Consider the following 17,517-nt stretch of genomic DNA (forward strand, 5'->3'; position numbering starts at 1 on the left):
GTCGTTGGCATTATCCCTGTTTCCTCCTCCTAATCTTATTCGTGCAGCATTATTTATCCGGCCGGCTCTCGCAGTATCTGCTGCTGCTGGCTTGTTTGGCGGGAATTACGGGCCTGCTGGCTTCCCGGGCACTGATTGCCAATGCGCCCATTGTGGGCGTGGTGGCGGCGCTGGCCAACCCGCAGCTGCGGCGCGCCGTGCCGGGCTACTTCCGCAACGGGGCGGCCATGCGGGCGGCGGCGGTAGTTGTCTTTCTCCTGATTAGCGGTTGTTACACCACGGAGCTGCTCGTGTGGCGGCACGAGCTGTTCCGCGACCTCACCTGGCTGGCCGTGCCGCTGGCCTTCACGCTGGCCGTGCCCCTCACGCGGGGGCAGCGCCTGGCGGTGGGCAGCGCGTTTGGGCTGGGCGTGGCGGCGGTGGGCCTGGCCACGCTGGTACAGTATTGGCAAAACCCCGGCGCGGCCAACGAGGACATCCTGTTCGGGCGGAATATGCCGCCCTTCACCCATATTTTCCACCTCACTTTTGGGGTGATGCTGGCCTTGGCGGCCTTCTGGAGTATGCTGCTGCGCCGCCACGCGCTGGCTCTCCCGCTGCTGCGGGCGGCCCTGCTGGTGGCGGCAGCCGTGGCGGTGCTGGCGCTGCACATCCTGGCCTACCGCACGGGGCTGCTGGTTTTCTACACCAGCCTGCTGGCCATGATACTGCGCCTGCTGGTGCGCCGCAACCTGATACTGGGCCTGGGCCTGCTGCTGCTGCTGGCGCTGGGCCCCTGGGCGGCCTACCAAGGGCTGGCCTCGGTGCAGCGGCGGGTTGATGCCACTCTCTGGGACCTGTACCAGTTTCGGGATGGCAAAGACATCAACGACACCTCGCTGTCGCGCCGGCTGGCCGCCATTCAAACGGCCGGCCAGGTCATTGGCCGGCACTGGCTGGTGGGCGTGGCCCCGGCCGATGCCCGCGCCGCCATGATGAAGCAGTACGACTGGCAGGGCTTCGGCCTGCGGCCCGAAAACCGCATCGAGGTGCATAATCAATTCCTGCAAGCTATGGTGGGCGGCGGCGTGCTGGGCCTGGCCCTGCTGCTGGCCGTGATGTTCTGGCCGCTTACCCAGCCCTGGGCGCGGCGGCAGCCGGCCATCGGCCTTTTCCTGCTGATGCAGGCCACCAGCATGCTCGTTGATGCGCCGCTGGACCTGCAATTGGGTCTGAACCTGTTCGTGTTCGGCTACGGCTTTCTGGTGGTGGCCGGCGAGCGCCAGGCTACCCAAGGGCTGGCAGCCTAACACACTAGGCCTCGCTGATGCGCCTTACAGCGCCTTCCGAATCCGGTCTTTCAGCCCCTCAGAAGCTTCCAATAGGGGCAGGCGCACGGCCGCGCCGCACACGCCAAGGGCTTCGAGCACGGCTTTCACGCCCACGGGGTTGCTCTCCTCATACATGAGCGGGTTGAGGGGCAACAGGTGGAACAGGCCCTCGCGGGCGGCGGCAAAGTTGCCGGCCAGGGCGGCGCGGGTCAGGTCGGCGAAGCGCTTGGGGAAGGCATTGCCCAGCACCGAAATGATGCCTTCGCCACCGCAGGCAATGAGGGCGGGCGTGAGCAGGTCATCGCCGGAGAGCAGCAGGAAATCTTTCGGCTTGCGGGCCGCAATGGCCAGGCATTGCTCCATGAAGCCGCTGGCTTCCTTGATGCCGATGATGTTGGGGTGCAGGGCCAGCCGCAGCGTAGTTTCGGCGGTGATGTTGGAGGCCGTGCGGCCGGGTACATTGTAGAGGATGATGGGGAGCGGGCTGGCATCGGCCAGACGGGTGTAGTGGGCTACGAGGCCGGCCTGGCTGGGCTTGTTGTAGGCCGGGCTGGCCGAGAGGATGGCGGCCACGCCGCTGAGGTCAGTGGTGCGCAGGGCTTCTTCGGCAGCGGCCGTGTCATTGCTGCCAATGCCGTAGACCAGCGGCACGCGGCCGGCTACGTGCTCAACGGCTGTTCGCAGCAGCTCGGTTTTCTCGGTGTCTGTGGTGGTGGGCGACTCACCGGTGGTGCCATTCACCACGAGGTAATCGACCCCGCCCTCAATACAGAAATCGAGCAGGCGGCACCAGCCGGCGTAGTCCACGGCCTGTTCCGGGGTGAATGGGGTGACCAGGGCCACGCCAGTGCCATGAAACGCGGGAAGACGGGAGGCTGATTTGTTCATGCCGGGAGTTTGAGCGTTAGTTTTGTGGGCTGCAAAAGTAGCAGACCGGCCCGCTTTGCGCGGGTCTTTTGTTCGCCCGTCTCTCATCACCCCTCATTACCCCCCGGTTGCGAAGCCCGGCTTCGTGCGTGTTTCCATGAAATTTTCTTCTGCTTCCCTCCTGCTGGCGGCCCTCGCCATGGCCGCCTGCGACTCTAAAACCGCCACCACCGGCGAAGCCGCCACCAGCAACGCCACGGTAGAGGCCGCCCCGCCCGCCACCGACCCCGCCGCCGCCGAAACCTCCGGCACCCGCGCCACCGCCACCGACGAGGCCAACGCCACGCCCGCCCCGGCCCCCGGCAGCATCCCAGCCAGCAAGGCCGGCGACGCGGCCGGCGTTCTGGCCCGCCCGCAGGTGCCCATCCTCTGCTACCACCAGATTCGGGACTGGACGGCCCGCGATTCCAAGGGTGCCAAGGACTATATCGTGCCCATCGCCGATTTCAAGGCTCAGATTAAAATGCTGGCCGACTCGGGCTACCACACCATTTCGCCCGACCAGCTTTACGCCTACATGACTACCGGGGCCAAGCTGCCGAGCAAGCCCATCATGCTCACGTTTGATGACACCGACCTCGACCAGTTCACCATTGCCCGGCCCACGCTGGAGCAGTACGGCTACAAGGCCATGTACTTCGTGATGACCGTGAGCCTGGGCCGCCCCCACTACATGACCAAGGCCATGGTGAAGCAGCTCTCCGACGAAGGCAACATCATCGGCTCGCACACCTGGGACCACCACAACGTGAAGAAATACCAGGGCAAGGACTGGGAAACCCAAATCGACAAGCCCACCAAAACGCTGGAGGAAATCACGGGCAAGAAAATCAACTACTTCGCCTACCCCTTCGGCCTCTGGAATACCCAGGCCTTCCCCGAGCTGAAGAAGCGCGGCTTCGTGGCCGCCTTCTCGCTGGCCGAAAAGCGCGACCAGCAGGACCCACTCTTTACCATTCGCCGCATCATCGCCAGCGGCTACTGGAGCCCCAAGACGTTGCGGAATAACATCGTGCAGTCGTTTTAACCGATACTACTTTGCATAAAAAAAGCCCCCGCCAATTACTGGCGGGGGCTTTTTTTATACTTGAATGCTCACGGAGCTTTCACGCCGCCGGTGCCGCTGGCAGCGGGCGGCATGCCGGGCGGCACCTGATGCACCACCACCACAAAGGGGAATTCACCCTTCATTTGGCTGTAGATGGTGGCCTCGAAATCGGGGCCCTGGTAGCGTACGGCTTCGCAGCTGGGGCAGGTCACGGGCTGGGCGGTGAGCTTGCGGCTTTTGAGCTCCCGGTTCAGGTCGCGCACGCAGCTGGCCTGGGTGGTTTTCAGCACCACGTCCTGGCCGGGGCGCTGGGCACGCATTTGCAGGCGGGCGGTGGGTGCGGTGGTGCCGGACGGCATAAACGTCCAGGTGGCCTCGCGCACGGTGGCCGTGGGGCCGGCATAGGTCCACTCGAAGGTGAGGTGGTCCGTCACTACTTTGGGGGCTGTGAGGGCCGTGGGTTCGGCTCCGATGGCGAGCAGGTCGGCCAGGCTTACGCACTGCGCACGCACTACCGGGGCACAAATGGCCGAGCCAACGAGGAATGCAAAAACAAGAAGTGCGCGCATGGGTGGGAAAATGGATGTCAAAGGTCGGTATTTCAGGCCATAGACAAAAACTTAGCCGATTTATTTGCATCGAGCTACACTAAATGCAGGGTTTTGGCCTTCCGGCTTCCTTTTCTTTATTTTCCCGGCCCCCGGCTTTAGAAAAGGGAGCCCTGCTTGCCGGGTGCCGCAGCAGGTGCGGGCGGTACGACGGTAGCGGCAGCAGCATCTACTGGTCCGCCACCATCGGCCGCGGGCAGCATCCCCATCAGGTCAGTTTCGGAGATGATGGGCACTTTGAAGCCCAGGGCCTTCTCGCGTTTGGCGGGTCCCATGTTGTCGCCGGCCACGAGGTAACTCAGCTTCTTGCTGATAGAACCCGTGATTTTGCCGCCATTGGAGGTGATGAGGTGCTGCAATTCCTCACGACTGTGCTGCTCGAATACGCCGGAAATGACGAACGTGAGGCCGGCCAGCCGGTCGGAAGCGGGCACGGGGGCCTCACCGGTCACTTCCATCTGCACGCCGGCCTGGCGCAGGCGCTCCACCAGCTCGCGATTTTCAGGCTGCTGAAACCAGTGCGCGGCGGCCACGGCAATCACGCCGCCCACTTCGGGCACGGCGGCCATGTCCTCGGCGGTGGCGGCCATGAGCGCATCGATACTGCGGTAGTGGGCGGCCAGCTTCTGGGCCACGGTTTCGCCCACGTAGCGAATGCCCATGCCGAACAACACGCGCGGAAACGGTACCTGCTTGCTGGCCTCGATGCCGGCAATAAGGTTGTCGATGCTCTTTTCGCCGAGGCGCTCCAGCGTCACCAGCTCGGGCCGGCGGGCGGGCAGGTCATAGATGTCGGCCGGCGTCCGCACCATCTCCAGGTCAAAGAGTCGGCCCACTGTTTCGGCACCCAGGCCATCGATGTTTAGTGCTTTGCGCGATACATAGTGCTCCAGTCGGGCCTTGAGTTGGGGCGGGCAGCCGCGCTCATTGGGGCAGCGGAAATGGGCTTCGCCCTCGGGCCGCACCAGCGGGGTGCCGCAGGCCGGGCAGGCCGTTGGGTATTGGATGGGCACAGCGTCGGCGGGACGGGCGGCCAGGTCCACGCCGGTGATTTTGGGGATGATTTCGCCGCCTTTCTCCACGTAAACCAAGTCGCCGAGGCGCAGGTCGAGCAGCTCTATTTGGTTAGCGTTGTGCAGGGTGGCACGCTTCACCACAGTGCCGGCCAGTGGCACGGGCGTGAGCACGGCCACTGGCGTGACGGCCCCCGTGCGGCCCACGTTGTAGAGCACGTCGTTGAGGCGGGTGCGGGCAGCCTCGGCGGGGTACTTGTAGGCGATGGCCCAACGGGGGCTTTTGGCAGTGTAGCCCAGCTGGTCCTGCTGGCGCAGATTATCGACTTTGATAACAATGCCATCGGTGGCCACGGGCAGGTCGAAACGCATTTTGGCCCAATAATGCACGAAATCCAGCACTTCCTCAATGGTGGAAGCCCGCCGCCAGGTATCCGATACGGGCAGGCCGTAGGCCGTCAGCGCCTCCAGGGCGGCGCTGTGGCTCGCGAAGTGCCGGCCCGGCGTGAGCAGCGAGTAGGCGTAGAAGCGCAGCTTGCGGGCCGCCACCTGGGCCGAGTTCTGGAGCTTGAGGGTGCCGCTAGCGGCATTGCGGGGGTTGGCCAGCAGGGCTTCGCCGTTCTGTTCGCGCTCGGCGTTCAGTTCCTCAAACACGGGCAGCGGCAGAAAGACCTCGCCGCGCACCTCAAAGTCGGCGGGCTGGTCGGGGCCGGGGCGCAGGGCCAATGGCAGGGTTTTGATGGTCCGCACATTGGCCGTTACCACGTCGCCGCGGGTGCCGTCGCCGCGGGTCACGCCCTGGGTGAGCTGGCCGTGCTCGTAGCGCAGGCTCATGGCCACGCCGTCAATTTTCAGCTCGCAAACGTAGCTGTAGGGCGCGCCTTCCAGCCCTTTCTGCACCCGCTCATCAAACTCGCGTAGGTCGTCTTCGGAGTATGTATTGCCCAGGCTGAGCATGGGAAAGCGGTGTGCCGAAGTTGGGAACTGCTTGGTGATGGTGCCGCCCACCCGGCGGGTGGGCGAGTTGGGCAGCACCAGGTCGGGGTGCGCGGCTTCGAGTTGCTGCAACTCGGCCAAAAGCTTATCGAATTCCTGGTCGGAAATCTCGGAAATATCGAGCTGGTAATACTGGTGGTTGAGGTGGTGCAGCTGCTCGGTGAGGGCCTGAATGCGGGGCTGAATGGCGGGAGTATCGGGCATGGCGGGAGTGCCGGACGCGGCAAATCGGGGTCAATTAGAACAAGAGGCGCAAGCTACGGCGGCGCGCCAAAACAAGCTGTAAAACAGAAAAAGCCGCCCGATGGGCGGCTTTTCTACCGGTTTCAGATTCAAGGGGTAACCGTTAGTTCTGCACCAGCACACCGTCCGCCATAAAGTTCAGCTCCTGCCGGGGCTGGGTGATGGCGGCAATTTCCGGCTCGGGCTTGCCGGCATCGCGCAGGTAGTGCTGCTGGTCGGCCACGCTCACCGTTTCGCGGTGCGCCCAGCCGCTCACCACTACGGTATGGCCGCTGAGGTCTTTGGGCACGAAAAAGGCGTAATCACGGAAGCGGACGCGCATCTGCTGGCCGTCGGCGGTGGGCAGGGTCATCCAGCAGCCTTTAGCCTGGCACACGGCCGAAGCCGTGCCTACCAGCTTCACCTGGGCCGAATCGCGGCTGCCCAGGGCGGTGGCCAGGGCGCTCATGGGCACCGCACCAGCCGGGGTAATGGCCGTACCGTAGGTCTGGCCGGGAGTGGCCGGGGCAATGCTGGTGTTGCCAGGGGCTTCGCCCTCTTCTTCCTCTTCGCCCTCGGCATTGGCACCCGCGCCCTTAGGCACCTCGGAGTCGTGGCCGTTCACTTCCTGCTGGCCCTGGGGTATCGGCAGCACGGGGTTGATAGGGGCCGAAGGAAAGAATTTCAGCAGCAGCAGAATCGCGACCAGCACGCCAGCGAAAGAGAGAAGGAATTTCATTATTCAGGAGGTGGGAAATTGAAACGAATACGAGGATGTCGCGCCAATTGGCTAGGCATCCAGCTTAAGGCAGAACGTTAGATTAGATGTGATTACTGACTAATGACCACCGCTTTGCGCAGCTTGCGGGCGTACGTCATGCGGCGTTCGGCCCCGCCGGCACCAGTGTAGTCGAAGCCCACGGTGGTGGGGTCTTCGCGCAGGGCCGACCAGGTTTTGGCATCGACTTCGGCGGGCTGCTCGGTGCCGGCCGGGATGGCCGGCTGCAGGAACCGGGCATCGGCAAAGAAGCTGTTCATGCCTTGCAAAATGGCAATTTCCTGGTCGCGCACACTGGCCGACTGCGGGTCCGAGATATCGGTGTGGCTGAGCAGGGCGCGGGCGGGCAGCACTTCGTGGCGCAGGGTATCGCCGGTGCTGCTGGTTACAATGAGGTGGGCCTGAGCCGTGAGCACGCGGGGGCCGCGCAGCTGCAAGATGAAATTGTCCTTGGTGGCCGGGTCCGAAAATGCGTGGGTGGCGCTTACGGTGTTGAGCACCGTTTTGCCGTTCACACGTACGCGATTACCGGCGGGCGGCGGCGTGTACGTCGAGCGAGGGTCGGTGGCAGAATTGCTTACTTCGCGCTCGGTGCTCACGCAGGAAGCCAATTGCAGAGTGAGGCCGGCCGCCAGCAGCGCCAAGGCAGAAAGTCGAAGACGTTTGATTTTCATATAATAAAGCTCGGCCTACAGGCCCGGCGCACGAAGGTAAGATAGAAAATGAGGTCGCTGCTATATAGAAAACCCATACAACTGGCCTGCGTGTTGATTTTACGGCAAAAGCACCACATTGGGTTTGACGCGGGCCTCCTAACGGCTCAGAACAAGCCTACTTCGACCCCCAGGGTCCAGCGGGGCAGTTCGGGCCAGGCTGCGTAGCCCGGCGTAAACACCGACGACAGCCGGTAGCGCGCCGTGAGGGCGTAGCGGTCGATGCCGACGCGCCCGCCCACCCCGCCCCACCAGCGCCGCAGGTAAGGCAGGCTCCGCTCGGTGGTTTCGACGGAGCCGATGCCCGGGGCGGGGGCATCGGCGGCGGTGTGGGCGGTAGCGGCCACCCAGCCGCCGCCGCCCAGCAGGTCGACGTAGGAGCCCACGGCGTTGCCCCGGCGGCCATAATTCAGGCGCAGGCTGAGTTCGGAATACAACTGGTGCAGGCCCAGGCTTTCGCTAAGGTGCAGGCCGGAGGTTGGCACTGTTTTCTGGCCGTTCTGGGCCAGGCTGTAGCGCTGGTAGGCGTAGCCCAAGTCGGCATTGAGGGCCAGCGTCTGGCTAAACCGGACCTTGAGCCGCCCGCCACCGCGCAACTCCGCCGAGCCCAGCCCGTAGCGCACGGCCGCGCCAGCTCCGGCCGGGCCCGCCAGCAGCCCGTAGCCCAAATAGGCATGCCCGAAATAGCGCCGATTAGGGCCGAAAGTCGTTTTCACGGTGTCATCGGCCACGTTGGCCTGCACCAGCACCTGCTGGGCATGGGCGGCGGGCAGCGCCCCGCCCAACACCCCCAGCAGCACCAGCCCCCGGCGCTTCGCCCCAACCATTGATTGCCTGTTCAATTTCGCGGGCCGCATTATTCTGAATAAGTGGCCGTGTAGCCTTTAAAATGAACGCGCAGCACATTGCCCCCGCTGAAGAAGCGGCGCGGCACCTGCACGACCAGGCGCTGGGTGACGGCGCGGGTCTCGTAGCGGCGCAATACGCCGCGCCGGTCGGCCAGGTTCCAGTAGAGGTAGGCCGGGTAATTGGGCTCGGGCAGCGGCGCGGGGCTGGGGGCCACGGGCTGCTCGCGGCCCACGCGGGGCACGTTGTCGGTGGGGTTTTTGGCTTCCGGGGCGGGCATGGCGACGGGCAGCACGGGCTCACTCTGGTCGGCCATGAGGGGCAGCATTTCAGCGGGCCGCAGGGCGGCTTCGGGACGAATGATGACGGCAATCAGGCTATCATGCGGCACGAAATCGAATGTGGGCATGGCGGCAGCCTCGGGTGTGGGCGGCTCAAAATGCGCGTAGCGGGGCCGCCCGTAGCCGTGAGCATAGTCGAAATACGGATACAGCTCGGCCGATTTTTCCAGGCCCTGAAAAACCTGCATGGCCGTGAGCTCCCGGTGCTGCTGCCAAAGGCAGGCCGCGAAGCCCGCCACTAGTGGCGAAGCGAACGAGGTACCTTCCAGCCGCTCGTAGCCGCCGCCCGGCGTGGTGGTGAGCACGATGCCAAACGCGGCCAGGTTGGGCTTGGGCCGGCGGTCGGCGGTGGGGCCGTAGGAGCTGAAATCGACGTGCAGGCCGGTTTCGGGGTCGAGGCCACCGATAGCCAGCACCGAGTCGGCATCGGCGGGCGTACCGATGCGGACCCAGTCGTCGTCGCCGTCGTTGCCGGCCGCGCTCACCACCAACACGCCCTTGCGGGCGGCCAGATTGGCGGCCCTGGCAATGAGGCTACTGTGCCCATCCATCTGCTCGGGGAAGTAGCGCTGCTCGGTATAGGCCAGCGACGAATTGATGATGTCGGCCCCGAGGCGGTCGGCCCATTCCACGGCGGCCAGCCAGGCTTCTTCCTCGGCGTAGCGCTCGCGGTGCAGCTGCTCGGTACGGGCCAGCAGGTACTCGGCGGCGGGCGCGAGGCCCAGGGCTACGCCGGGCGCGCCGCTCAACCCGCCGGGCAGGCGGCCTGCCAAGCAGCCCATCACCTCAGTGCCGTGGCTGCCGCCGATGAATACATCGTCGCGGTTTCTCAGGAAATCATGGGTAGCTACGATGCGCTTGCCGGCCACCAGCTCCCGAAACGCCGGATGCTCCGGCAGCCCCCGAAAGCCCACGTCGAACACGGCAATGCGCAGGCCCTGCCCGGCCAGGCCGGCGGCGCGCAGCGCGGCCCCGTCAAGGTGGGCGGTTTGGCGGCGAGCCAGCAGGTAGTCGTTGGCGGTGATGGGTTTGGGCGAACCGACGGGCTGGCGGAGCACTGGGTTGGTGGAGTGGTGAGCGGCTATTTCAACGTTGCGAACGGGCCACCCCTCAACTTTGGCCACGCCTGGCAGCGCCCGGAGCGCGGCGACCTGCGCGGGCGTGGCGCGGCAGGCCACGGCATTGAACCAGCGGCTAACGAGCGTCACGGTATCGACCCGCCCCGCGATGGCGGCCACGTAATCGGCCCGCACGGGCAGGTCGGTGGCATCGAAAGCCGGGAGGTGCTGGCGGGCACGGCGGGCCTGCGCGGCGGGCGAAAAGTATTGGTTCGGGTTGAAGCGGACGCCCGCCTTATCGGCCAGCGTCACCCAGTAACGTGAGGAGGCCGGGTGATTTACGGGCAGCGAGTTACCAGATGGTACCTGCCCGGCTACCCGGCCAGTCGCGCCCAACAGGGCCAGAACAAGTCCAGTGGCGCGGTACGCCGGCCCCACCCGTTTCCAAACGGTAGTAAGTAAAGAAGGAAGGTGCATAGAATTTTGCCAAAGGTAACCCCGGGCGGTGGGCTCCGTTTTAAGGCTGGACCATTTCGAGGTCTAATTGACTTTTTTACTTCTCTTTCGCTCTTATGAATTTTCGCCTCTTCCCCACCCTGTTACTAGGTGCCACGCTGCTGGCACTGCCCGGCTGCAACCAGAAAGAAATAGCGGCCCTGCAACAGCAAAACTCCGACCTCACCAAATCGCGCGACCAGCTCGCGCTGGAAAAAAGCGCCCTGGCCTCGGCCAAAACCCGCAACGAGGAAGAGCTGCGCAACTCGCTGCTCAACAAAAACCAGCAGGTCAGCCAGCTCAACCAGAACCTGGGCGATGCCGAAACGAACCTCAAAAACACAAACGCCGACCTACAAAGCAAGGAGGCCGACTTGCAAAGCAAAAACGCCCGCATCGCGGACCTGCAAAATGCCCTGGCCCAAAAAGATGCCGCCACCAAAGCCCTCCGCCAGCGCGTTTCGGATGCGCTCCTGGGCTTCAACGCGCAGGATTTGCAGGTGAGCGTGAAAAACGGCAAAGTGTACGTGTCGCTCTCCGAGCAGCTGCTTTTTAAATCGGGCTCGACCAAAGTAGACCCCAAAGGCCAGGATGCCCTGCGCAAGCTGGCTACCGCCCTCAAAGACAACAAAGACGTGAACGTGCTGGTGGAAGGCCACACCGACAATGTGCCCATCAAAGGCGCCACGGCCAGCGGGGCCAAAGACAACTGGGACCTGAGCGTGATGCGGGCCACGGAAATCACCCGCCTGCTCACCACCGCCGGCATGGACCCCGCCCAAGTCACGCCCTCGGGCCGCTCGATGTACATGCCCGTGGTAGCCAACGACTCCCCCGCCAACAAGGCACTGAACCGCCGCACCGACATCATTCTCACGCCCAAGCTGGATGAGCTGTTCTCGATTCTGGGGCAGAATTAATTTTGATTTTAAGTGTAATGTAAGACGGCCCCACCTGCTTGCGCAGGTGGGGCCGTCTTGTTAGAACATGTAAGGGCGGGGCTTGTCCCCGCCCGAACGTTCGCGCCGTTTCAGCTTTTCCGTTCAAAGACGGGCGGGGGCAAGCCCCGCCCCTACATCGCATCAAGCCAGTTACAACCCGTACTTGCTTAGCAGGTAAATCAGCGAAGCCATGCTGGCACCGCCCAGTTCCAGCTCGCGGCGGTTCACTTTGTCGAAGGTATCGGCGGCCGTGTGGTGGATGTCGAAGTAGCGTTGCGAGTCGCACTTGTAGCCGATGAGGGCTTTGGGATGCACGGCGGCTTGCAGGGGCTCGATGTCGGTGCCGGAGTGGCCGGCCGTGACCTCGGCGGCGTGGTAGGGCACCAGCAGCGGGGCCAGGCGGGCCAACTTGGCCACCGTGGCGGGGTCGCCTTCCACGGTGAAGCCGCGCGGCGTGAACCCGCCCCCGTCCGACTCAATGGCGGCGAGGTGCGTTTCCTTGTTCTGAGCGGCCAGGCGGGCGTATTCGTTGCCGCCCCGCGTGCCGTTTTCTTCGTTCATGAAGAGCACGGCACGCACCGTGCGCTCGGGCTTGAAGCCCGCCGCTTTCAACAGGCGCAGGGCCTCCATGCTTTGCACGCAGCCGGTGCCATCGTCGTGCGCGCCCTGGGCGAGGTCCCAGGAATCGAGGTGGCCGCCCACGGTGACGATTTCCTGCGGGAATTTGCTGCCCTTGATTTCGCCCACCACGTTGTAGCTTTTTTCGTCGGGCAGGGTGATGCACTCCATCTCCAGCTCGAATTGTAGGTCGGGGTTGGCCTTGAGGAGCTGGCTGAGCTTGTCGGCGGCGTTGGTGCTGAGGGCCGCGCCGGGCACCTTTGTCACGCCCTCGGCGTAGCGCATGGTGCCGGTGTGGGGGTTGTCGTCGCGGGCGCTGGTCATGGAGCGCACCAGGGCCCCCACGGCCCCGCGCTTCGCGGCCTCAATGGCCCCGTTGGCGCGCTGGTCCACGGCCCCGCCGTAGGCCGCGCCGGGCTCGATGAGGGCATCGTTGAAGGGCCGGTTGTAGAACACGAACTTGCCTTTCACGGCCGCTTCGGGCAGGTGTTGAACTTCTTCGAGGCTGTGGACTTCCACCACACCGGCTTTCAGCTTGCCGCCGGTGCTCACCGAGCCGCCCAGCGCGCACACCGGCACCCGGATGCCTTTGTCCTTATTGCCCACGATTTCGCCCCGCTCCCGGCTGCCGCGCACCCAGTGCGGCACCATCACCTCCTGCAAATACACGCGGTCGAAACCCGCTTTTTCCATGGTGGCCTTGCCCCAGTCCACGGCCATCTGGGCCTGCGGCGAGCCCGACAAACGCGGCCCGATGGTGCCGGTGAGGTAGCGCAGATTATCGTAGCTCTCGCCACGCAACAGGGCTTCATCGAAGATTTTGCGCAGGGCCAGCGAGTCGGCCTGGTCGGTTTTGGCAGCGGCGATTGGCGCGGGCGTCGCCTTATTTTTTTTGCGCGACTGCGCCTCGCTGGAAGTGGTGAATACCAACAGTGCGCCGGCGAAAACCAGCATTTTTTTAACGTGACAATGCATAGAGCTACAACCTGAATCCGCGACCATGGTGGCCGATGTGGGCGAAAGTACGGCGGCGGGCCATTGCGGGGTGCGGGGGCCGGCCATTTTAAGACTGAGAAAACCCCCGATGCAATCAAATGAGCCGCCTCCGAACCAGTAGAAAAGAGCAAGGCCGTATCCCTTCGCCACGTTGCGTGAGGGGATACGGCCTTGCGACGTTGTCAGGGATTTGAGGAACCGTTACGACTATTTAACGGGAGTGGCCGGGGCCATTGGCGCGGCTTGCACCATCGGCGCACCCTTGCCAAGCTTGATGCCCGGCCGGCGCTCGGGGCCATAGCCGCGCATATCGACGGTGGGCATCTCTCCGGTTACGAGCCGCACGGTGAAGAGGTATTCGTAGTCATTTTCGCCGACTTCCTCCACGGGTGGCGTAGCGCCAAAATCATCAATAAGCGACAGCACGTTGTTGGAATGGCCCACGATAACCACCGATTTGCCGGCGTATTCTTTCAGGATGCGGTCGGTCAGGTCGCGGCCCCGGCGCGGGTCGTACACCTGCGGCTCCAGTTTCAGGGCCTCGGCCAGGGGGGCCAGGGTGGCGCGGGTGCGCTTGGTTTCGGTGGTGAACAGGGCCGCCGGGTGGTGGCCCACCAGCGTCTTGCGCAGCGCCAGGGCGCGGGTCTGGCCCATGGCCGAGAGCGTGGGGTCGGCACGGTCGGTGGTCGAATCTTTTTCGGCGTGGCGCACGATGTACACCGTCGTTACAACGGGCTTGGCTTTGGATTTGGTTTTGACCGGAGCCTGGGCGGCGACGCTGTTAACCAGAACGACCAGGGTCGCCAGCAAAAGGCACCAGAAAGGAAAGCGGATTTTCATCAGGAAAGCAGAAGGAAAAGGTGGTAGGATGTTACGGGGGCAAGATACGCCACAAAGGTTGAGGGGCCGAATAATTGGCTGGCGCCGGAATGAAAAACGCCCTTCATCTACCGTTCAGATGCCAGTGTCGTATGTTGTACCCGAAAGCCTCACCCGTCACCTTCTTTTTTGCCCCATGCACGTTCTGCTCATCGAAGACGAAAAAAGCCTGCACCAGGAAATGCGGCAGTTTCTGTTGCAAGCCCAGTACCTGGTCGACTCAGCTTACACCTACGCCGAGGCGTCGGAAAAACTGTACGTGAGCAGCTACGATTTCGTGCTGCTCGACCTGGGCCTGCCCGGCGGCGACGGCCTCGACCTGCTCAAAGAAGCCCGCCTGAACGAAAGCCAGGAAGCCTCGTTCATCATCCTGACGGCGCGCGGCGCGCTCGACGACCGCATTCGCGGCCTCGACCTTGGGGCCGACGACTACCTGCCCAAGCCCTTCTCGCTGCTGGAGCTCACCAGCCGGATGCAGGCCATCACGCGCCGCAAGTTCAACCTGAAGCGCCCCGAAATCACCTTCGGCCAGGGCTTTAGCATGGACCCCAATGCGCGTATCGTGCGCCAGGGCGGTCAGGAAGTGCCCCTCACCAAAAAGGAGTTCGACCTGCTGCACTACCTGCTGCTGCACCGGGGCCGCGTGCTCACGCGCCTGCAACTCGGCGAGCACCTGTGGGGCAACGTACTCGAAGACGATTCCGACTCGAACTACATCGACGTGCATATCAAGAACGTGCGCAAGAAGCTGGCCCAGTTCGCCTCGGCCGATTTTCTGGAAACGGTGCGCGGCATCGGCTATCGGGCGGCGGAGTAGCTGGCAAGGACTTGAAGGAATAAAGTAGAACGTCATGCTGAGCTGCGCTCAGCATGACGTTCTTTTGTCTTGTTGCCCCTCTCCGACCCAATGGCCAAAATGAGACTCGAAGCCAAGCTTGCCCTGTTCAATGCCCTCTCCAAGCTGCTGCTGGTGCTGCTCGGGGCCCTGGTGATTCCACCCATTGTGCAGCGCGTGGCCGTGGCCCATACCGACCTGCACCTGCGGGCCAAAAAGCAGCAGGTGCTGGCCCTCATCGCTCGCGATGGCCTGCAAGCGTTTGAGCGCGGCGAGCGGGCCGAAACCTACGCCGACTACAATATCTTTAAGCAGGAGTATATCACTCTCACGCCGCTGCCGGCCGGCAAGGCGCTGCCGCCCGAGCACATTTTTGAGGAGCCGCGGCAGGTAGACCAGCAGGTGGAGGATTTCCGGATTCTGAGCTTTGCGCGGCCAGCGCAGGCCGCCGGCCAGCCCGCGTTTCGGGTCGAGATTGGCTCGTCACTGGAGACGGTGGAATTGCTCACGGGCACGCTGCGCAACCTGGCGCTGTGGGTGCTGGTGGCGGCCTCGCTGCTCACCGTCCTGTCCGATGCGGCCTTTGCCCACTACCTACTGGAGCCTTTGCGCGAGCTGACCGTGCGCAAGCTGCGGGGCATTCGGCAGCCGTCCGATTTTCAGTTTGAACCGATTGATACCGACACCACTGACTTCCGCCGCCTCGATGACCGGTTGAACTCGTTGATGCGGCAGGTACAGTCGGCTTTTGCCAAGGAGCGAGAGTTTATGAGCAACGTGAGCCACGAGCTACTTACGCCGGCCAGCATCCTGCAATCGCGCTTCGAGAACATGCTGCAAGACCCCACCTTGCCCGAGGCCCATGCCCACCAAATCGTGGAATCGCAGCGCACGCTCTACCGCCTACGCAACACGGTGCGGACCTTATTGCTCATCGCCAACATCGAAAACGAGCAGTACCTGCGCAACGAATCGGTGCGCCTGCGCATGGCCGTGGTCGAGGTAGCCGAGGAGCTGGATGACCGCCGCCAGCAGCGCGACATCGCACTGGAAATAGACCTCACCGGCGACGATACCCGCCCCCACGCCAACGCCAGCCTGCTGCACACGCTGCTGCGCAACCTGCTCTCCAACGCCATCAAGTACAACCGCGAGGGCGGTAGTATCCGAGTGGTGGGCCACGCCTTGCCCGGCGGCGGCTACACGCTGCGGGTGGAGGACTCCGGCCCCGGCATCGCCCCGGAAAACATCCCGTATCTGTTCGACCGGTTTCGGCGCTTCAACTCCAACTCGCCGGGCTCGCCGGAGGGCTACGGGCTGGGGCTGCCCATTGCCCAAACCATTGCGGGCTTCCACGGGGCCACGCTGCGGGCCGAGTCGGAAGTGGGCCGGGGTACGGCGTTTATTCTCGACTTTCAGCCGGCCGCCAACTTGCCGGTGGGGTTCATGCCGGCTTCATAGGGGTGATGGTAGCTTCGGGCAGTCATTCAACTTTCCGTGCGTACTCCGCTGAAAATCCTGCTTGGAAGCCTGCTGCTGGTGCTGATAGTAGCCCTGGGCACCGAGGTAGTGGCCCTGCACCGCAGCGCCCTGCCCCTGCCCGCCCAAACCGCCCTACCGGGTACGACCCCGCCGGTGGTGGTGCGCAAATCGCCGACGGCCCCCATGCCGCCCAAAACGGTGCGGCCGGTAGTGGTGGTGGTGCATCGGCCCCCGCCGGCCCGGCCGCGCAAAGCGGCGGCCCCCGTTCATCACAACGCCCCGGCTAACTAGCCGGGGCGTTGTGGTTTTATGGTTTAGCGCGCTTATTCCTGATTAGCCACGCCGTAGTCTTCCGAAGGCACGGGCTGGAGCGGCGTGGTCGCTTCCTGTGCGTCGGGCAGTGGCAGCTGCCACTGCTGGCTGAGGTGGGCCAGGCCGTGGGCAGCGGTGAGGTCGAACTGGCAGGGCACGATGGAGACGTAATTATTGGCCAGGGCCCACTCGTCGGTGTCGGTGCCGGGGTCGAGGTTCACGAACTGGCCTACCAGCCAGAAGTACGGGCGCTGGTAGGGGTCGAGGCGGCGGTCGAACTCCTCCTGCCACTTGGCGCGGGCCTGGCGGCCCAGGCGCAGGCCGGCAATGAGCGTGTCGGATTTCCTGGGGATGTTCACGTTGAGGGCCGTGCCGGCGGGAATGCCGTGGTCGAGGGCGTGGCGGCATACCTGGGTCACCCACTCGGCGGTGTGGGAGAAATCGGCGTGCGGGCCGTATTCGCAGAGGGAGAAGCCCACGGCGGGCAGGCCCTCAATGGCAGCTTCGATGGCCGCCGACATGGTGCCGGAGTACAGCACGTTGACCGAGGCGTTGGAGCCGTGGTTGATGCCGGACACCACCAGGTCGGGGGTACGGTCTTTGAGGACGTAGTGCTTGGCGATTTTCACGCAGTCGGCCGGCGTGCCGGAGCACTCGTAGGCTTCCACATCGGGGCCGAACACCGGGTTTTTGGCGAGGCGCAGCGGGTGGCCGATGGTGATGGCGTGGCCCATGCCGGACTGCGGCGAATCGGGGGCGACGACCACAACTTCGGCCCCGAGGGCGACCATAGCTTCAACAAGGTGGCGGATGCCGGGGGCGGTGATGCCGTCGTCGTTGGAGACGAGGATGAGGGGGCGCGGGAGGGCGGCGGACATAGGCAGGGGGCGTTTGGGGGTGGGCAAAGGTAGGATGGCGGGCAAACTCCCCTTCTTTTTAAGGCGGGGATGTTCGCGCGTAGCGCCGGCTGGGGTGGTTAGGGCGTTGAACAGCTTCGTGCAGGTTTCGTTCGGGATTATTCCAACGCCACCCAATGTCCTGACCACCCCAGCCGGCGCTTCGCGCGAACATCCCCGCCTTAAACAAGGAGGGGAGTTTG

16 protein-coding genes are annotated in these 17,517 nt (G+C 64.1%); 6 read left to right on the plus strand and 10 right to left on the minus strand.

Annotation, left to right across the window (positions count from 1 at the left end):
- The first annotated feature begins 41 nt into the window (after positions 1–41).
- Positions 42–1,289: an O-antigen ligase family protein gene (locus ACVWYF_RS01740; protein ID WP_457063989.1), complete on the plus strand. Its 1,248-nt coding sequence runs from the start codon at positions 42–44 to the stop codon at positions 1,287–1,289.
- A 24-nt stretch (positions 1,290–1,313) separates the two neighbouring features.
- Here ACVWYF_RS01740 and dapA read toward each other — a convergent pair whose 3' ends face one another.
- Entirely contained in the window at positions 1,314–2,198 is an 885-nt protein-coding gene (dapA, locus tag ACVWYF_RS01745) for a 4-hydroxy-tetrahydrodipicolinate synthase (RefSeq protein ID WP_457063991.1), read from the minus strand.
- Positions 2,199–2,334: 136 nt separating this feature from the next.
- On the opposite strand from dapA, the gene ACVWYF_RS01750 reads away from it, so the two are divergent.
- Positions 2,335–3,264, plus strand: coding sequence for a polysaccharide deacetylase family protein (locus ACVWYF_RS01750; RefSeq protein ID WP_457063993.1), 930 nt, complete (start codon positions 2,335–2,337; stop codon positions 3,262–3,264).
- Between the two features lie 68 nt (positions 3,265–3,332).
- Here the strand turns inward: ACVWYF_RS01750 and ACVWYF_RS01755 are convergent, their stop codons facing one another.
- From ACVWYF_RS01755 to ACVWYF_RS01780, 6 genes are all read right to left on the minus strand, one after another.
- On the minus strand, positions 3,333–3,854 hold the full coding sequence (locus ACVWYF_RS01755; RefSeq protein ID WP_457063995.1) for a hypothetical protein: 522 nt from the start codon (positions 3,852–3,854) through the stop codon (positions 3,333–3,335).
- Between the two features lie 137 nt (positions 3,855–3,991).
- Complete coding sequence (gene ligA, locus ACVWYF_RS01760) at positions 3,992–6,106, minus strand: NAD-dependent DNA ligase LigA (RefSeq protein WP_457063997.1); 2,115 nt, start codon at positions 6,104–6,106, stop codon at positions 3,992–3,994.
- A gap of 142 nt (positions 6,107–6,248) precedes the next feature.
- Positions 6,249–6,863, minus strand: coding sequence for a DUF4920 domain-containing protein (locus ACVWYF_RS01765; protein ID WP_457063999.1), 615 nt, complete (start codon positions 6,861–6,863; stop codon positions 6,249–6,251).
- A 92-nt stretch (positions 6,864–6,955) separates the two neighbouring features.
- Positions 6,956–7,576, minus strand: coding sequence for a hypothetical protein (locus tag ACVWYF_RS01770; protein WP_457064001.1), 621 nt, complete (start codon positions 7,574–7,576; stop codon positions 6,956–6,958).
- Positions 7,577–7,722: 146 nt separating this feature from the next.
- Entirely contained in the window at positions 7,723–8,442 is a 720-nt protein-coding gene (locus ACVWYF_RS01775) for a hypothetical protein (protein WP_457064003.1), read from the minus strand.
- A 29-nt stretch (positions 8,443–8,471) separates the two neighbouring features.
- Positions 8,472–10,337 (minus strand): S8 family serine peptidase, encoded by a 1,866-nt coding sequence (locus ACVWYF_RS01780; RefSeq protein WP_457064005.1) that lies wholly within the window; start codon positions 10,335–10,337, stop codon positions 8,472–8,474.
- A gap of 95 nt (positions 10,338–10,432) precedes the next feature.
- On the opposite strand from ACVWYF_RS01780, the gene ACVWYF_RS01785 reads away from it, so the two are divergent.
- Entirely contained in the window at positions 10,433–11,275 is an 843-nt protein-coding gene (locus tag ACVWYF_RS01785) for an OmpA family protein (RefSeq protein WP_457064007.1), read from the plus strand.
- A gap of 171 nt (positions 11,276–11,446) precedes the next feature.
- Here the strand turns inward: ACVWYF_RS01785 and ACVWYF_RS01790 are convergent, their stop codons facing one another.
- A complete protein-coding gene (locus tag ACVWYF_RS01790; protein WP_457064009.1) occupies positions 11,447–12,868 on the minus strand; it encodes a M20/M25/M40 family metallo-hydrolase in 1,422 nt (473 codons plus the stop codon).
- A gap of 249 nt (positions 12,869–13,117) precedes the next feature.
- Positions 13,118–13,750, minus strand: a complete 633-nt coding sequence (locus ACVWYF_RS01795) for a phosphoglycerate mutase family protein (RefSeq protein ID WP_457064011.1) — start codon at positions 13,748–13,750, stop codon at positions 13,118–13,120.
- A gap of 175 nt (positions 13,751–13,925) precedes the next feature.
- On the opposite strand from ACVWYF_RS01795, the gene ACVWYF_RS01800 reads away from it, so the two are divergent.
- The 3 genes from ACVWYF_RS01800 (at position 13,926) to ACVWYF_RS01810 (ending at position 16,397) form a co-directional block, all read left to right on the plus strand.
- On the plus strand, positions 13,926–14,606 hold the full coding sequence (locus tag ACVWYF_RS01800; protein ID WP_457064013.1) for a response regulator transcription factor: 681 nt from the start codon (positions 13,926–13,928) through the stop codon (positions 14,604–14,606).
- Positions 14,607–14,696: 90 nt separating this feature from the next.
- Positions 14,697–16,085, plus strand: coding sequence for a sensor histidine kinase (locus ACVWYF_RS01805; RefSeq protein WP_457064015.1), 1,389 nt, complete (start codon positions 14,697–14,699; stop codon positions 16,083–16,085).
- Between the two features lie 36 nt (positions 16,086–16,121).
- Positions 16,122–16,397, plus strand: a complete 276-nt coding sequence (locus ACVWYF_RS01810) for a hypothetical protein (protein WP_457064017.1) — start codon at positions 16,122–16,124, stop codon at positions 16,395–16,397.
- A 32-nt stretch (positions 16,398–16,429) separates the two neighbouring features.
- Here ACVWYF_RS01810 and surE read toward each other — a convergent pair whose 3' ends face one another.
- Positions 16,430–17,296: a 5'/3'-nucleotidase SurE gene (gene surE / locus ACVWYF_RS01815; RefSeq protein ID WP_457064019.1), complete on the minus strand. Its 867-nt coding sequence runs from the start codon at positions 17,294–17,296 to the stop codon at positions 16,430–16,432.
- Positions 17,297–17,517 lie beyond the last annotated feature (221 nt).

The sequence above is a fragment of the Hymenobacter sp. UYAg731 genome (genome assembly GCF_054061335.1).

Coding starts and splice junctions, on each gene's coding strand:
- ligA (WP_457063997.1), bottom strand. CDS start 6,106: ATGCCCGATACTCCCGCCATTCAGCCCCGCATTCAGGCCCTCACCGAG.
- ACVWYF_RS01750 (WP_457063993.1), top strand. CDS start 2,335: ATGAAATTTTCTTCTGCTTCCCTCCTGCTGGCGGCCCTCGCCATGGCC.
- ACVWYF_RS01790 (WP_457064009.1), bottom strand. CDS start 12,868: ATGCTGGTTTTCGCCGGCGCACTGTTGGTATTCACCACTTCCAGCGAG.
- ACVWYF_RS01780 (WP_457064005.1), bottom strand. CDS start 10,337: ATGCACCTTCCTTCTTTACTTACTACCGTTTGGAAACGGGTGGGGCCG.
- ACVWYF_RS01755 (WP_457063995.1), bottom strand. CDS start 3,854: ATGCGCGCACTTCTTGTTTTTGCATTCCTCGTTGGCTCGGCCATTTGT.
- ACVWYF_RS01765 (WP_457063999.1), bottom strand. CDS start 6,863: ATGAAATTCCTTCTCTCTTTCGCTGGCGTGCTGGTCGCGATTCTGCTG.
- ACVWYF_RS01770 (WP_457064001.1), bottom strand. CDS start 7,576: ATGAAAATCAAACGTCTTCGACTTTCTGCCTTGGCGCTGCTGGCGGCC.
- ACVWYF_RS01785 (WP_457064007.1), top strand. CDS start 10,433: ATGAATTTTCGCCTCTTCCCCACCCTGTTACTAGGTGCCACGCTGCTG.
- ACVWYF_RS01795 (WP_457064011.1), bottom strand. CDS start 13,750: ATGAAAATCCGCTTTCCTTTCTGGTGCCTTTTGCTGGCGACCCTGGTC.
- ACVWYF_RS01800 (WP_457064013.1), top strand. CDS start 13,926: ATGCACGTTCTGCTCATCGAAGACGAAAAAAGCCTGCACCAGGAAATG.
- surE (WP_457064019.1), bottom strand. CDS start 17,296: ATGTCCGCCGCCCTCCCGCGCCCCCTCATCCTCGTCTCCAACGACGAC.
- ACVWYF_RS01805 (WP_457064015.1), top strand. CDS start 14,697: ATGGCCAAAATGAGACTCGAAGCCAAGCTTGCCCTGTTCAATGCCCTC.
- ACVWYF_RS01775 (WP_457064003.1), bottom strand. CDS start 8,442: ATGGTTGGGGCGAAGCGCCGGGGGCTGGTGCTGCTGGGGGTGTTGGGC.
- dapA (WP_457063991.1), bottom strand. CDS start 2,198: ATGAACAAATCAGCCTCCCGTCTTCCCGCGTTTCATGGCACTGGCGTG.